This window comes from Streptomyces sp. STAM6, from assembly GCF_054963715.1.
In genome coordinates, this window is record NZ_JBUEFZ010000014.1 from 105,851 (window position 1) to 120,447 (window position 14,597).

General features: G+C 72.1%; 14 protein-coding genes and 1 pseudogene. 6 read left to right on the forward strand and 9 right to left on the reverse strand.

Translation table 11 applies throughout. From position 1 onward, the window contains the following. Positions 1-94 precede the first annotated feature (94 nt). Together ACY34K_RS18900 and ACY34K_RS18905 are read left to right on the forward strand one after the other, a co-directional pair. Complete coding sequence (locus ACY34K_RS18900; RefSeq protein WP_462748513.1) at positions 95-1,459, forward strand: hypothetical protein; 1,365 nt, start codon at positions 95-97, stop codon at positions 1,457-1,459. Positions 1,460-1,758: 299 nt separating this feature from the next. Further along, a complete protein-coding gene (locus ACY34K_RS18905; protein WP_462748589.1) occupies positions 1,759-2,115 on the forward strand; it encodes a DUF7144 family membrane protein in 357 nt (118 codons plus the stop codon). 32 nt (positions 2,116-2,147) lie between these two features. On the opposite strand, the pseudogene ACY34K_RS18910 reads toward ACY34K_RS18905, so the two are convergent. Continuing rightward, positions 2,148-2,249 (reverse strand): annotated as a pseudogene (locus ACY34K_RS18910) (SAM-dependent methyltransferase); the annotation flags it as partial. Positions 2,250-2,319: 70 nt separating this feature from the next. On the opposite strand from ACY34K_RS18910, the gene ACY34K_RS18915 reads away from it, so the two are divergent. Further along, positions 2,320-4,170 carry a S9 family peptidase gene (locus ACY34K_RS18915; protein ID WP_462748515.1) on the forward strand — a complete coding sequence of 617 codons (1,851 nt, stop codon included), beginning with the start codon at positions 2,320-2,322 and terminating at the stop codon, positions 4,168-4,170. A gap of 22 nt (positions 4,171-4,192) precedes the next feature. Continuing rightward, the gene (locus ACY34K_RS18920; RefSeq protein ID WP_462748517.1) at positions 4,193-4,966 is read left to right on the forward strand and encodes an SURF1 family protein; all 774 of its coding nucleotides are present in this window, start codon (positions 4,193-4,195) and stop codon (positions 4,964-4,966) included. 43 nt (positions 4,967-5,009) lie between these two features. Here the strand turns inward: ACY34K_RS18920 and ACY34K_RS18925 are convergent, their stop codons facing one another. The 5 genes from ACY34K_RS18925 to ACY34K_RS18945 all read right to left on the reverse strand — a co-directional run bounded on the left by ACY34K_RS18925 (position 5,010) and on the right by ACY34K_RS18945 (position 10,825). Beyond that, positions 5,010-6,194, reverse strand: coding sequence for a hypothetical protein (locus ACY34K_RS18925; RefSeq protein ID WP_462748519.1), 1,185 nt, complete (start codon positions 6,192-6,194; stop codon positions 5,010-5,012). Then, on the reverse strand, positions 6,191-6,901 hold the full coding sequence (locus tag ACY34K_RS18930; protein ID WP_462748521.1) for a SigE family RNA polymerase sigma factor: 711 nt from the start codon (positions 6,899-6,901) through the stop codon (positions 6,191-6,193). The genes ACY34K_RS18925 and ACY34K_RS18930 overlap by 4 nt, the downstream gene beginning before the upstream one ends. Positions 6,902-7,168: 267 nt before the next feature. After that, positions 7,169-8,227 carry an aspartate-semialdehyde dehydrogenase gene (locus ACY34K_RS18935; protein ID WP_462748522.1) on the reverse strand — a complete coding sequence of 353 codons (1,059 nt, stop codon included), beginning with the start codon at positions 8,225-8,227 and terminating at the stop codon, positions 7,169-7,171. A gap of 4 nt (positions 8,228-8,231) precedes the next feature. Further along, complete coding sequence (locus ACY34K_RS18940; RefSeq protein WP_462748524.1) at positions 8,232-9,503, reverse strand: aspartate kinase; 1,272 nt, start codon at positions 9,501-9,503, stop codon at positions 8,232-8,234. A gap of 251 nt (positions 9,504-9,754) precedes the next feature. Continuing rightward, on the reverse strand, positions 9,755-10,825 hold the full coding sequence (locus ACY34K_RS18945) for a YncE family protein (RefSeq protein WP_462748526.1): 1,071 nt from the start codon (positions 10,823-10,825) through the stop codon (positions 9,755-9,757). A gap of 125 nt (positions 10,826-10,950) precedes the next feature. Between ACY34K_RS18945 and ACY34K_RS18950 the strand changes: the two genes are divergently transcribed. Further along, positions 10,951-11,856, forward strand: a complete 906-nt coding sequence (locus ACY34K_RS18950) for a LysR family transcriptional regulator (protein ID WP_462748528.1) — start codon at positions 10,951-10,953, stop codon at positions 11,854-11,856. Between the two features lie 15 nt (positions 11,857-11,871). Here ACY34K_RS18950 and ACY34K_RS18955 read toward each other — a convergent pair whose 3' ends face one another. The 3 genes from ACY34K_RS18955 to ACY34K_RS18965 all read right to left on the reverse strand — a co-directional run bounded on the left by ACY34K_RS18955 (position 11,872) and on the right by ACY34K_RS18965 (position 13,557). Beyond that, positions 11,872-12,531 (reverse strand): DUF5063 domain-containing protein, encoded by a 660-nt coding sequence (locus ACY34K_RS18955; protein ID WP_462748530.1) that lies wholly within the window; start codon positions 12,529-12,531, stop codon positions 11,872-11,874. Beyond that, positions 12,524-13,123 (reverse strand): recombination mediator RecR, encoded by a 600-nt coding sequence (gene recR / locus ACY34K_RS18960; protein WP_189549944.1) that lies wholly within the window; start codon positions 13,121-13,123, stop codon positions 12,524-12,526. Before recR ends, ACY34K_RS18955 begins: the two co-directional genes overlap by 8 nt. Positions 13,124-13,218: 95 nt before the next feature. Next, a complete protein-coding gene (locus tag ACY34K_RS18965) occupies positions 13,219-13,557 on the reverse strand; it encodes a YbaB/EbfC family nucleoid-associated protein (protein WP_462748531.1) in 339 nt (112 codons plus the stop codon). A gap of 292 nt (positions 13,558-13,849) precedes the next feature. Between ACY34K_RS18965 and ACY34K_RS18970 the strand changes: the two genes are divergently transcribed. Continuing rightward, on the forward strand, positions 13,850-14,587 hold the full coding sequence (locus ACY34K_RS18970; protein ID WP_462748532.1) for an SLATT domain-containing protein: 738 nt from the start codon (positions 13,850-13,852) through the stop codon (positions 14,585-14,587). The last annotated feature ends 10 nt before the right edge of the window (positions 14,588-14,597 follow it).

A 14,597-nucleotide genomic window follows, 5' to 3' on the forward strand; every position in this document is an offset into this window, starting at 1 on the left:
CCCCTGTGCGATACGGCGGTTGAGGTGTGGTCAGAACGTACGCTATCCAGGCCGGGGCGGGTCCCGGGAGGACCGGAGAGTTGGGGGAAGGCGCATGGGCGCGCTCGTGGAGGACGCCGCGCAGGGCCCGTCGGGCCACCCGTGGTTCGGCACGTACCGGCTGGCGCCGGCCGCCGCGCCCGCGGAGAAGATCCGCCGGATGCTGTGCCACGAGATGCGGGACATCGGCTGGCCGTACCAGGAGCTGCTTCCTGCGGCGCCCATCACGCTGCCGCGTGCCTCCTACGCCGAGCTGTTCCGGGTCACGGCCGCGCTGCTCGACCTGGTGCGCCGCACGGCGCTGGAGGCGGCACCCACCACGGAGGGCAGGCTGGCGGCGTACCGGATGCCCGCGAACGAGCACCAGCTGTTCCTGGCCGACCGGTTCGCCGAGGAGCGGTACGCGGACTGCGTGACCCGTCCGGACATCGTGATCGGGCCGAACGGCCCGCGGTTCCTGGAGTTCAACGTCAGCGGGGCGCTCGGCGGCACCGTGGAGGTGCACTCCCGGCTGAAGGTGTGGCGCGAGCTCTACGCCGACGCGGAGGGGCGGGTGCCGTTCGCCTCCAGCGACCCGTTCGACGTCCGTGCCGAGATGTTCCACGGCCTGTGCGCGGAGCTGGGGACGCAGCCCCGGGTGGCCCTGGCGGGCAGCTCCCTCGACCAGGGAGGGTTCACCCGCTACTTCGACATCCAGGCCGAGCACCTCACCGGCCGCGGGCTCACCGCGCGCTTCTTCGAGCCGGAGGACCTGCACGAGGCCTGGGACTGCCCGCCGCACCTGCGCTACCCCGTGGGCCTTCGGGACTTCACCATCCCGGACTGGGCCGAGCTCGGCATCGACACCACCCCCGTGCAGGCGGCGCTCGACCACGGCTGCCTGCTGGTGGGCACCCAGACCTCCACCTTCCTGTCCAGCAAGCTGACCATGGGCCTGCTGTCGGAGGGCCGGCCGTGGATGAGCGCGGCCGAGCGGGCGCTGGTGGACACCTATCTCCCGTGGACGCGCGTCGTGTCGGACCGCTGGACGCACCGGGACGGGAAGAAGGTCGACCTCGTGCCGTTCGCCGTGGGCAACCGGGAGTCGCTGGTGCTGAAGGAGAGCATCGGCATGAGCGGCAAGCAGGTCGTCATCGGCCGTGACACGGACCCGGCCCGCTGGGAGGCGGCGGTGACGGCGGCGGCCTCGACGGGCACGAGCGTGGTGCAGGAGTTCGTGGCGCCGCGCACCTGCCGGCTGCCGATGATCGCCGACGGCGCGGACGAGCCGCACGACGTGGACATCGCACCCGTGTTCGGTCCGCTGTTGTTCGGCGGGCGCCCGGCGGGTCTGTTCTCCCGGTTCTTCGGCGACGGCACGACGGGTGTCGTCAGCGTCTTCGGCGCCCGCAGCTCCGACAACTGCGTGGTCGCCGTCTAGGGAGTGTTTCGCCCCGGGGCCGCCCTGGGCGGGCCGGCGGCCGCCGGCCGCTCAGCCGAATGGCCCACCCCGGTCGCCGACCGCCCCGGAGGCGTCCCAGGCTCGTACTGGAAGCCGGATCCGGCACGAGAGGTACGGCCATGAGCACTCCTGCGGACCCGACCGGGGGAACGACCGGCGGCGGGCAGCACCACGGCACCGAGCACCATGGCACGGAGCACCACGCGTACGCCCACCACACCGCCCCGGCCGCTCCGGCGCCCCCGCCCGGCGAGAGCGGCTGGGCGTCCGTGGGAACGATGCTCGCCGGCGTCCTGCTGCTGGTGCTCGGCGTCCTCGGCATGCTGCAGGGCATCACGGGCATCGCCGAGGACGACGTCTACGGGCGGATCGGCGACTACGTCTTCGAGTTCAGCACCACCGCGTGGGGCTGGATCCACCTGGTGCTGGGACTGCTCCTCGCACTGGTCGGCGCGGGCATCCTCGCGGGGGCGTCCTGGGCCAAGCTGGTCGGCGTGGCACTCGCCTCGCTCGCCGTGATCGCCAACTTCATCTGGCTGCCGTACTACCCGATCTGGGCGATCGTCTCGATCGCGATCTCCGTCTTCGTCATCTGGTCGCTGTGCGCGGACGAGTCGGTGCGCGCGCTGCGCTGACTCGGGCCTTCGCCGCCCTGATCGAGTACCGAGGCGTCGAGGTCGTAGAACCTGCCGGCGACGTGGATCGGGCCCCTCTCGTCCCAGCGTGCGCGGTTGGTCTCGCGCCAGTCGTCGGGTGCGGGTGGGTACATGCGGCGGAGGTTGTCCACAGGCTGCGGACGACGCGAACGGATTGTCACGGACATCGGGTTTCATGGGGGCATGACTGCACCGACTGACGCCACCGCGCCGACCGACGCCGCCGGCACGACCACCGACGCCTCCGCCGTGCCGGACTGGGAGAAGCGCTTCCGGGCACCCCGGGTGTCGCTGCCCGACTGGGCGCTGGACGCCCCCGCCCGCTCGCTGTTCGTGTCCAATGCCACCGGGACGTACGAGCTGTACGCGTGGGACCGGGACAGCGGCGAGCAGCGGCAGGTCACCGACCGGCCGAACGGGACGACGGACGGGACGCTGTCGCCGGACGGCGAGTGGATCTGGTGGTTCGCGGACACCGACGGGGACGAGTTCGGGGTCTGGATGCGGCAGCCGTTCGGCGGCGGGACGGACGAGCCGGCGGCGGCCGGGCTGGAGCCGTCGTACCCGGCGGGACTGGCGATCGGCCGGGACGGCACGTCCGTGGTCGGGCGGTCCACGGACGAGGACGGGTCGACGATCCATGTCGTGCGGCCGGGGCGGATGCCGGTGGAGATCTACCGCCACCGGGAGTCGGCCGGGGTGGGTGACCTCTCGCACGACGGCACGCTGATCGCGATCGAGCACACCGAGCACGGCGACGCGATGCACTCGGCGCTGCGGGTGGTGCGGCTCGACGGTGCCGTGGTGGCGGAGCTGGACGACACCAAGGGCGGCACCAAGGAGCTGGGGCTCGCCGTGCTGGGCTTCGCGCCGGTGGACGGGGACACCAGGCTGCTCGTGGGGCACCAGCGGCGCGGCCGCTGGGAGCCGATGCTGTGGGACGTGGCGTCGGGCGAGGAGACTGATCTGGGACTGGACCTGCCGGGTGATGTCTCGGCCGAGTGGTATCCGGACGGCTCGGGCCTGCTGATCGAGCACAGCTTCGAGGCACGCGGCGAGCTGTGGCGGTACGAGATCGCCACCCGCGAGCTGGTGCGGGTGGCGACGCCGGCCGGGTCGGTGTCGGGTGCGACGGCGCGGCCGGACGGGACGGTGGAGTACCTGTGGTCGTCGGCCGCCCTGCCGCCGGCGGTGCGGTCGACCGCGGGTGGTGTGGTCCTCGACCCGCCGGGGATGAAAGCGCCCGCGTCGGTTCCGGTGGAGGACGTGTGGGTGGAGGGGCCGGGCGGCCGGATCCACGCACTGGTGCAGCGCCCGGCCGGCACGACCGGTCCGCTGCCGACCGTCTTCGACATCCACGGCGGCCCGGCCTGGCACGACAGCGACGCGTACGCCGCGGGCCCGGCCGCCTGGGTGGACCACGGGTACGCGGTGGTGCGGGTCAACTACCGCGGCTCCACCGGGTACGGCCGGGAGTGGACGGACGCGCTGAAGCACCGGGTCGGGCTGATCGAGCTGGAGGACATCGCCGCGGTCCGCGAGTGGGCGGTCGCCTCGGGCCTGGCCGACCCGGCGAGGCTGGTCCTGACGGGCGGCTCGTGGGGCGGCTATCTGACGCTGCTCGGGCTCGGGACGCAGCCGGAGGCCTGGGCGCTGGGCCTGGCCGCGGTGCCGGTCGCGGACTACGTCACGGCGTACCACGACGAGATGGAGGCGCTGAAGGCGCTGGACCGCACCCTGATGGGTGGGTCGCCGGAGGAGGTGCCCGACCGGTTCGAGGCGTCGTCGCCGCTGACGTACGTGGACGCGGTGAGGGCGCCGGTGTACATCTCGGCCGGGGTGAACGACCCGCGCTGCCCGATCCGCCAGGTGGAGAACTATGTGGACCGGCTCGCGGAGCGGGGCGCCGTGCACGAGGTGTACCGGTACGACGCCGGGCACGGCTCGCTCGTGGTGGAGGAGCGGATCAAGCAGGTGCGGCTGGAGCTGGCCTTCGCGGCCCGTCACCTGGGGACCCGGCCGGAAGCGGGGTGAGCGCGTTCCGTACCGTGGTGGTGTGTACCGGTTCCTGACGACCCCCCGCTGGTGGGGGATCAACATCTTCGTCGTGCTGGCGATCCCCTTCTGCGTCTTCATGGGGACGTGGCAGCTCGGCAGGTTCGAGGACCGCGTCGACTCGCACCAGGAGGCGGAGCGGCGGCCGGACCCCGGCTCCCTGAAGGCCGAGCCACTGGCCGGGCTGCTGCCCGTGGACAAGGAGACGTCGGGGCGCCATGCCACGGCGACCGGGCGGTACGGGAAGCAGTTCCTGGTCCCGGGCCGGGAGCTCGACGGCAGGACCGGTTCGTACGTGCTGACGCTGCTGCGCACGGACGGCGGCAGGACGCTGCCGGTGGTGCGGGGCTGGCTGCCCGAGGGCGGCCGGGCCCCGGCCGCACCGGCGGGTGAGGTGACGGTGACCGGGGCGCTGCAGGCGTCCGAGAACTCGGGCTCGCCGGGCGTCCGGGCCGGCGGCGGTCTGCCGCCGGGCCAGATCGGCATGATCAGCGCGGCGTCCCTGGTGAACGTGGTGCCGGACGACGTCTATGACGCGTGGATCACCCTCACGGACGCTCCTGCCGGCCTGAAGGCGGTCCCTGCGGCGGCACCGGAGGGCAGCGGGCTGGACCTGAAGGCGTTCCAGAACCTGGGCTACACGGGCGAGTGGTTCGCCTTCGTGGGCTTCGTTCTGTTCATGTGGTTCCGGCTGTTCCGCCGCGAGGCGGAGGCGGCGAAGGACGAGGCGCTGGGCCTCTCCGCTCCCGAGACCCCGGCTCCCTCGTCCTCCTGACGCCCGCCGGGCCGGCCCAGGGGCGGCCCGGCCGGGGCGATGATCACTCCGCGGGCAGTGCGCCCGTGTGGTAGATCGTGCCCGCGCACGCGCCGGAGATGGTGGTCTCCGCGGTGGGGGTGCCCGGGGCCGCCGCGTGGGCGACCGCGACACTGCCGTCCGCCGGGGTGTCTTCCGTGGCGAGCTGGGCCTGGGTGTCCGCCTGCCCTGTGCCGGCGGAGCCGGTGGTGGAGGCGGTGGCGTCGGTGGGCGTCGGGTCGGGCGAGGGGTTGGTCGTCGTGGGGCACGTCTCCGACGGCACCCAGGCGAACTTCACCTCGTACGCCGCCGACGGCTTCAGGACCACGGCCTCGGGCTCCTGCGACGGGTCCGGCAGGCCCGGCGCCGCGTCCCCCGCGGTGTGCGCGACGACGGAGATCTTGGCGGCGTCCGCAGCGCCCCTGGCCTGGAAGGTGACGGTGCCGTCACCGCCCACGGCGCAGTCGGTTCCGGAGGTGTTGGCGATGCGGAAGGTGCCGTACACCTTCCCCTCGGGGTCGGGCTGTGCCGTGTCGGCGGCGGCGACACCGAGCTGGCCGGCCTCACAGACCGGGATGCTCGGCGGCACCGAGTTCGTCGGGTTCGCCGTGGCGCCGACGGTGCCGTCGGAGGTGCCGGAGACGGACTCCTGCGGCTTCTGCGAGGGGTCCTTGCCGGCTCCGCCGGGGCCCTTGCCGTGGCTGTCGGCCGGGCTGTCGGGGTCCGCCTCGGCGCCCTCGCCGCCGGTCTCCTCGCCGGTGCCGCCCTGGACCTGCTCGCCGTGCCCGGCGTTGACCGGGTTGGCCTCGGAGGCGCCGTCGGAGCTCGCGACATGGACGAACGCGGGGATCGCCGTGCCGAACAGCAGCGCCGCGGCGGCCATGCCGACGAATGCCTGACGCTTGCGCGCCCGCCGCGCGGGCACCGCTCTGCGCAGGTGGTCGAGCGCGCCGTCGGAGGGCTCCAGGCCCTCCACCGCGCCCTGGAACATGCGTCGCAGTGCCAGTTCGTCGACGTCGGATCCCTCGTGGCCGCCGAGGGCACCACCGAGGCCGCCGAGATCGTTTTCCGGCCCGTTGTTCACAATTCCGTTCCCAGTCCGGTCGTTCAACGGCCCGTCCGGCCCGTACTGCTCAAACTCGCGCTCGTGCTGGTCGTGCTCGTGCTTGTCGTGCGCGTGCTCGTGCTTGTGCTTGTCGTGCTCGCTCATGCGGTGGCCTCCATGGCGACGCGCAGCGCCGCGATGCCACGTGAGCCGTACGCCTTCACCGAGCCCAGCGATATACCGAGGGTCTCGGCGACCTGGGCCTCCGTCATGTCCGCGAAGTACCGCAGGACCAGGACTTCGCGCTGGCGGCGCTGAAGTCCGCGCATGGCCTTGATCAGGGCGTCGCGCTCCAGCTGGTCGTACGCCCCCTCCTCCGCGCTCGCCATGTCGGGCATCGGCTTGGAGAGCAGCTTCAGTCCGAGTATGCGGCGGCGCAGGGCGGAACGGGACAGATTGACCACGGTCTGACGCAGATACGCCAGGGTCTTCTCACGGTCGCGGACCCGGCTGCGCGCGGAGTGCACGCGGATGAACGCCTCCTGGACGACGTCCTCGCACGAGGCGGTGTCGTCCAGCAGCAGCGCGGCCAGACCGAGCAGCGACCGGTAGTGGGCGCGGTAGGTCTCCGTGAGGTGATCGACGGTGGTCCCCGCGGTCATCGCGCCTTCAGCGTCCGCACGCTGTGCCGGCTGGGACACCTGGGCGGCGGACTCGGGCGAGGCCTGCGACGGGATGCGGGTGGGGCGTGCGGCGGGCATGGGAGCGATCACCGGCATGCCGCCGGGCCGACGGGGCCGCCGCCGGAGCGGGCGCACCGTGCCGGCGCCGCGGAGCGGGGCCACCGCTGTGATGTCGAGTACCTCTGCCACGCCTGTTGGACACGCTTCCCCCCGTCAGGGTTGTACGCGCACGCCACCGCTTTTGACGGTGCGTCGTTTGCCCTCATGCGTACCCGCTCTTCCCAAGTGCCCCGATTGGCGGCAGCACAAAGGGGCGACCGCATAGACGCTCCCCGCCCGACCGCCGGTTGCGGCAAGAGGGAAAAGCATCGTCGAACATGCCATCACCCCAGTTCAAGTGACCAGGACCGGCAACTTGCTCACAGGGTGTTCACAGATCCTACAAAGGCCGGACGATCAGTCCACCGTGAATTCGGCAGCGATCGCCTCCGCAATCTGCGCGGTGTTCAATGCGGCACCTTTGCGCAGATTGTCGCCACAGACGAACAGTTCCAGGGCCCGGTCGTCGTCCAGCGAGCGGCGCACCCGCCCGACCCACGTCGGATCGGTGCCGACCACGTCGGCGGGTGTCGGGAAGTCCCCGGCGGCGGGGTCGTCATAGAGCACCACACCGGGCGAGGTCGCCAGGATCTCGTGCGCCCGAGCGACCGTCACCTGGTTCTCGAACCGCGCGTGGACCGAGACCGAGTGCGTGGTCACCACCGGGACGTGCACACAGGTCGCCGACACCCGGAGCTCCGGCAGGCAGAGGATCTTGCGGGCCTCGTCGCGGACGCGCAGCTCCTCCGAGGACCAGCCGCCCTCCCGGAGCGAACCGGACCACGGCACCACGTTCAGCGCCAGCGGCGCGGCGAACGGTCCGGTGTCGTCACCGACGGCCCGGCGCACATCGCCGGGCCCGGAACCCAGTTCCGTGCCCGCGACCAGCGACAGCTGCTCGCGCAGCGCGTCGACACCGGCCTGGCCGGCGGCGCTGACGGCCTGGTACGCGGAGACCACCAGCTCGCTCACGCCGAACTCGGCGTGCAGCGCGCCCACCGCCACGATCAGCGCGAGCGTGGTGCAGCCCGGGCTCGCGACGATGCCGCGCGGGCGCACCCGCACGGCATGGGGGTTGATCTCGGGAACGACCAGCGGCACGTCCGGATCCGTCCGGAACGCCGGTGAGGCGTCCACCACGACGGCGCCCTTGGCGGCGGCGATCGGCGCCCACTGGGCGGCGACCTCCTCGGGCACGAGGAAGAGCGCCACATCGGCGCCCTCCAGTGGTTCCTCGCCGAGCGCGAGGACTTCGACCTCCTCGCCGCGCACGGCCAGCTTGCGGCCGGCCGAGCGCGGCGAGGCGATCAGGCGAATGTCACCCCAGACGTCGGCGTGCTGCGACAGGATCTGGAGCATCACCGCACCGACGGCTCCGGTCGCCCCGACGACCGCGAGCGTCGGCTTGCGGTTCATCGTGTCACCGGCCGGTGCCTCCGTAGACGACGGCCTCGTCGGAGTCGCTGTCCAGGCCGAAGGCGGTGTGGACGGCGCGGACGGCCTCGTTGACGTCGTCGGCACGGGTGACCACCGAGATGCGGATCTCGGAGGTGGAGATCAGCTCGATGTTCACACCCGCGTCCGAGAGCGCCTCGAAGAAGCCGGCGGTGACGCCCGGGTTGGTCTTCATACCGGCGCCGACGAGCGAGATCTTGGCGATCTGGTCGTCGTAGCGCAGCGACTCGAAGCCGATGAGCTGCTTCCGCTTCTCCAGGGCGTCGATGGCCTTGCGGCCCTCCGCCTTGGGCAGCGTGAAGGAGATGTCGGTCAGACCGGTCGACGCGGCGGAGACGTTCTGCACCACCATGTCGATGTTGATCTCGTTGTCCGCGATGGTGCGGAAGATCGCGGCGGCCTCACCCGGCTTGTCCGGGACTCCGACGACGGTGATCTTCGCCTCGGACGTGTCGTGGGCGACACCGGAGATGATGGCCTGCTCCATCTTGCGGTCCCCTCGCGGTTCGTTGCTGACCCACGTGCCCTGGAGCCCCGAGAAGGAGGACCGCACGTGGATCGGGATGTTGTAACGGCGTGCGTACTCGACGCAGCGGTGCAGCAGCACCTTGGAGCCGGAGCTGGCGAGCTCCAGCATGTCCTCGAAGGAGATCCAGTCGATCTTCCGGGCCTTCTTCACGACCCGGGGGTCGGCGGTGAAGACACCGTCGACGTCGGTGTAGATCTCACAGACCTCGGCGTCGAGCGCCGCGGCGAGCGCGACGGCGGTCGTGTCCGATCCGCCGCGACCGAGAGTGGTGATGTCCTTCTTGTCCTGGGACACACCCTGGAACCCGGCGACGATGGCGATGTTGCCCTCGTCTAGCGCCGTACGGATCCGGCCCGGCGTGACATCGATGATGCGCGCCTTGTTGTGGACGGAGTCGGTGATGACGCCCGCCTGGCTGCCCGTGAACGACTGCGCCTCGTGGCCCAGGTTTTTGATCGCCATGGCCAGCAGGGCCATGGAGATCCGCTCTCCGGCGGTCAGCAGCATGTCGAACTCACGCCCTGCAGGGATCGGGGATACCTGCTCGGCGAGATCGATCAACTCGTCCGTCGTGTCGCCCATCGCCGAAACCACGACGACCACCTGGTGGCCGTTCCTCTTGGCATCGACGATTCGCTTGGCGACGCGCTTGATGCCCTCGGCATCGGCAACGGAGGAGCCTCCGTACTTCTGCACGACAAGGCCCACGTGCGCTCCTCGCTCAGTCCGTTTGCGGTCGGCTCAGTCTAACGAGCGGCCGGGAATCGCCCTTTCCATATCACATGATGAGATGTCCCGCTCACCCAGTGATCAAGCACCGGTGCGTTCCCAGCCGCTCGGACTGGCACATGCCCGCCGCCGGGCGCGGTACGCGCAATGTGTGCCGGGTCACTCGCCCAGTCACGCACCCGGTCACACGCCCGGTGACACGCCCGGTCACCCGACGGTTCGCCCACCGGTCACTCGCCTGCGCCCTCGCCGGGACCAGCGCCTCCCCGCCGCGCCCGGGAGCCGCCCGGGATGTAGGCCAGGCCGTGGGCCCCGGGCTCACCGGCCCGGTCCACCTGCAGCGTCCGGACCACCGCCGGCTCCACCAGGTCGACCACCGTCACCGTGCTGGAGGAGACGGCGGCGACATAGCCGTACCGGCCGTCCGGGGACGAGGTGATCGTGAGGGGGAAGCGGCCGACCTCCAGCCGGGCCCGTTCCTCGCCGTCCGCGTCGTACACGTGCAGCAGCCCCGGCTCCTGGGCGCCCAGCGCCGATCGACCGGCCGCCATCCGCAGCTCTCCCGCCAACAGCAGCCCGGAGGCGGTGACATGGACCGGGAAGACGACTCCCTCCGTCGGCAGCGTGCGGACGACGGTCCCGCTCGCCGTGTCGACGACGCGGACGCCCGCCCCGCACACCGGCCCGGCGCCGAAGTCGCCCTTCGGCCCGGCGACATAGACCCGCCGGCCGTCGCCCGAGACGGCAATTCCCTCGCTGCCGCCCGGGAGTTCAACACGGCCGACGGGTGTGCCCGACTCCACGTCCACCACGGAGACGAACGGCGCCTCCTTGTTCGCGGTGTACGCGCGCCGCCCGTCGGGAGTGAGGGTGAACCAGTGCGGCCCCGGCGCGCCCACCGGGATCCGGCGCACCGGCCTGCGGGAGTCCGCGTCCAGCGCGAGCAGGGCACCCTCCTGGTCGCCGTGGGCCTCGACGCTCAGCCACAGCAGCGCACCCGACGGATCCAGGGCGACGCCGTGCGGCGCCACTTCGGGCCGCAGGTCGACGACGTCCACCACACGCCGCTCGTCGGGGTCGACGACCACCAGCTCGTGGGCCCGGCCGCCGTTGGCGTGGTAGTAGCCGGAGCGGTAGGTGACGGTGCAGTACAGCAGCCGCCTGGCGGGGTCGAAGCACAACTCGTGTGGCTCGCCGGGCACTTCGAGCACCCCGAGCCGCCGGTACGTGGCCGCGTCGAAGAACGTGACGGTCGGGCCGCTCTGGCTCACGACCGCGAGGACATCTCTTGTCTCGGTCATGGACTCAGGCTCCGGTCCGCATGCCATTGACTCCAGTGCAATCCTGGCAAGGAGTCATTGCACACAGATCAAAGAGGGTGGCCACGGCAGAGACCGGCGGGCCGGGCCGTGAGGGGAGTCACACCGTGGAAGCGCTCGATCTGAACCTGCTCGTCGCGCTCGACGCCCTGCTGGAGGAGGAGAGCGTCACCGGCGCCGCCGAGCGGCTGCACGTCTCCGCGCCCGCCATGAGCCGCACCCTCGGCCGCATCCGTGCCGCCCTGGGGGACCCCGTGCTCGTCCGGGCCGGCCGGAACATGGTGCCGACCCCGCGGGCCGTGGAACTGCGCCCGCGCGTCCACGCCGTGGTGCGGCAGGCCCGCGGCCTGCTGGCCCCCGGCCCCGCCGCCGACCCCGCCGCGCTGACCAGGGAATTCACCGTCCAGGCGAGCGACGTGGTGCTCGCCGGGCTCGCGGCCCGGCTGATCTCCGCGGTCTCCCGCGAGGCCCCCGGGGTCACCCTGCGGTTCCTCCCCGAGAGCCTGGAGGGCACGTCCGCCCTGCGCGACGGGCGGCTCGACCTGGAGATCGGGGTGATCGGGCACGCCGACCCGGAGACCCGGGTGGAAGCTCTGGGCGGGACCCGGCTCGTGGGGGTCGTACGGCCGGAGCATCCGCTCGCGGCCCGCGCGACGGTCACCGCCCGGGCCTTCGCCGCGGCGGACCACATCGGAGTCTCCCGGCAGGGCCGGGTGCGCGGACCCGTCGACGACGCCCTGGCCGCCCGGGGCCTGCGCCGCCGTGTCGTGGCCGTCCTGCCGAGCTGGTCGGCGGCGCTGTTCCTGTGCCGGGACGCCGATCTGGTCTGTCTGAGCCCGGCCGGGGTCGCCGAGCACTGTCCGGACGCGCTCGGCCTGCGGACGTTCGAGGTCCCGCTGGACCTGCCGCCGCTGGCGCTCGGCATGGCGTGGCACCCCCGTAACGACGCGGACCCGGCGCACGGCTGGCTGCGCGGCCGGGTCCGGGAGGCCTGGGGAGCCGGGGCCCGGTGACAGTGCCCTACCGGGCTATGGGGCGGTACGCATCCCCAGCGGGCCGAGGATCTCGCGGGCCATGACCCGGCCCGCCTCCTCCGCCAGGGCGTCCTCGGCCATGTCCTCGTCCGTGTCCAGCCCGTCCAGCTCGGCGAGCGGCTGGTCCAGGCGGACGTGGGAGACCAGGGACTGCAGGGCCCGCAGGGTCGCGGACGCCGTCGGGCCCCAGTTGGAGAAGTACGAGAACTGCCACCACCACAGCGCCTCGGTGGTGCGGCCCGCCCGGTAGTGGGCCAGGCCGTGGCGCAGGTCCATGACGATGTCGGCCAGGTTGTCGGAGATCCGGCAGGGCACGGGCGCCTTGCGCGGCTCGTACGGGTCGAAGACCTCGGAGAAGACGTCCACCGGGTCGAGCATCACGGCGAACCGCTCACGCAGCTCGTCGACGTCCACGTCCGGACCGGTGTCCGGTTCGTACCGCTCCTCCGGGATGATGTCCTCGTGCGCGCCCAGCCGGCCCCCCGTGAGCAGCAGCTGGGAGACCTCCAGGAGCAGGAAGGGCACGGCGCTGTCGGGCTCGTCGCCCTTGGCCACTTCCGTGGTGGCGACGATGAAGGACTCGATCGAGTCGGCGATCTGGACCGCGAAGCTGTCGGGGTCCATCGAGTGCGCGTGCAGTGTGGCGTCAGACATCGAGGAGTCGTCTCCCTTCGAACGCACGCCCGAGCGTGACCTCGTCGGCGTATTCCAGGTCTCCGCCAACGGGAAGTCCGCTGGCGAGGCGCGTGACCTTCAGGCCCATGGGTTTGACCATCCGCGCCAGGTACGTCGCGGTGGCCTCCCCCTCCAGGTTCGGGTCGGTGGCCAGGATCAGCTCGGTGACCGTGCCGTCCGCGAGGCGTGCCAGCAGCTCACGGATCCGCAGGTCGTCGGGGCCGACGCCCTCGATCGGGCTGATCGCGCCGCCCAGGACGTGGTACCGCCCGCGGAACTCACGCGTCCGCTCGATCGCCACGACATCCTTCGGCTCCTCGACGACGCAGATGACGGCGTCGTCGCGGCGGGGGTCGCGGCAGATGCCGCACCGCTCCTCCTGGGCGACGTTGCCGCACACCGCGCAGAACCGCACCTTGTCCTTGACCTCCAGGAGGGCATGGGCGAGGCGGCGGACGTCGGTGGGCTCGGCCTGCAGGATGTGGAAGGCGATCCGCTGGGCGCTCTTGGGCCCGACGCCGGGCAGCCTGCCCAGTTCGTCGATGAGGTCCTGAACCACGCCTTCGTACAACGGAACGCCTCTCCTGGAGTGCTGTGATGCTTACGGTAGTTGCTGCGCCAACGGGTTAGAAGGGCCGCGGCCGGTCCCCCGGGATCCGGAGCGGTTCAGAAGCCGAGGCCCGGCATGCCGCCACCCAGGCCCTGGGCGAGCGGACCGAGCTTGGCCTGCTGGATGGCCTGCGCGTTCTCGTTCGCCGCCTGGACCGCCGCGACGACGAGGTCCGCGAGGGTCTCGGTGTCCTCCGGGTCCACCGCCTTGGGGTCGATGACCAGGCCCCGGAGCTCGCCCGAGCCGGTCACCGTGGCCTTCACCAGGCCGCCACCCGCCTGACCCTCGACCTCGGTCCGCGCCAGCTCCTCCTGGGCGCGCGCGAGGTCCTGCTGCATCTTCTGGGCCTGCTGGAGGATCTGCTGCATATTGGGCTGGCCGCCACCGGGAATCACGGTTCACTCCTGGCATTTCGACGATGAGTATTCGGTAAGCCGAGCCTACGTGGTCCCCGGGCGGGGCGCGTCATCCGCAGGTCTTCACTCGTCCGGGTGGTAAACGGGCGCGCCCTCCTCCTGATCAAGCCCCCCTTGCGGGCGGAAATACCGGTATTCGGCGCCTGAGGCCCGCCATTCGGCGGTAGGAAGGGCATGCGCACCGCTCCAGTACCTGTAGCTGTACCTACGCGCGCACCGCTACATCACCGCACGTCACGCAATGTCACGCAGAGCGCAGAGGAGTGCCCCGGTGAGCCAGCCGGAGATGCAGCCCGGGGGCCCCGCCCGGGGGGAGGGCGACAGCCATGACCGGTACGGCGGTGATCTGACCGGGCGGCCGTTCCCGCTCGGCGACTGGGGCGAGCCGGCCGAGCGGCTGGACGAGCTGTACCGGTGGGTCGAGACCCACGCCCTGCGCACGACCGAGTGGTACCTCTTGGACCGGGTGTGGAAGCGGCGCGGGGCGCGGGCGCTGCGCGTGTGCACCGCGATCGGGGTGATCACCGGGGCCGCGCTGCCGCTGCTGGACGTGACGGGCTCACTGGACGGCGCGGCGGGCTGGGGTTACGTGTCGCTGCTGCTGGCCGCCGCCTGTCTGGCCTGCGACCGGTACTTCGGTCTGACGTCCGGCTGGATGAGGGATGTGGCGACGGCCCAGGCCGTGCAGCGCCGACTGCTGGCGCTGCAGTTCGACTGGGCGTCGGAGAGCGTCCGCGAGGTGCTGGGGCCGACCGAGGGTACGGCCAGCGAGGCGGCGGAGCGGTGCCTGGGCGTGCTGCGGCGGTTCTCGGAGGACGTGGCGGAGCTGGTGCGGTCGGAGACGGCGGACTGGATGGTGGAGTTCCGCTCGGGGCCGGCGCCGATGGTGATGCAGTCGTCCCTGACGTCCCCGCCGCGGCCGGAGGGCCCACCGCCGTCGGGGCGCTTCCCGCTTCCGCCGGGCACCCGGCCGAACATGCCCCGCCAGCGCCCTCCGGAGCCCCGCTGAGGAGCGCGGG

Bases quoted from the DNA above. Each gene is read 5' to 3' on its own strand.
- ACY34K_RS18900 (WP_462748513.1), top strand. From the start codon at position 95: ATGGGCGCGCTCGTGGAGGACGCCGCGCAGGGCCCGTCGGGCCACCCG.
- ACY34K_RS18935 (WP_462748522.1), bottom strand. From the start codon at position 8,227: ATGAACCGCAAGCCGACGCTCGCGGTCGTCGGGGCGACCGGAGCCGTC.
- ACY34K_RS18925 (WP_462748519.1), bottom strand. From the start codon at position 6,194: ATGAGCGAGCACGACAAGCACAAGCACGAGCACGCGCACGACAAGCAC.
- ACY34K_RS18955 (WP_462748530.1), bottom strand. From the start codon at position 12,531: ATGTCTGACGCCACACTGCACGCGCACTCGATGGACCCCGACAGCTTC.
- ACY34K_RS18945 (WP_462748526.1), bottom strand. From the start codon at position 10,825: ATGACCGAGACAAGAGATGTCCTCGCGGTCGTGAGCCAGAGCGGCCCG.
- ACY34K_RS18905 (WP_462748589.1), top strand. From the start codon at position 1,759: ATGCTCGCCGGCGTCCTGCTGCTGGTGCTCGGCGTCCTCGGCATGCTG.
- ACY34K_RS18915 (WP_462748515.1), top strand. From the start codon at position 2,320: ATGACTGCACCGACTGACGCCACCGCGCCGACCGACGCCGCCGGCACG.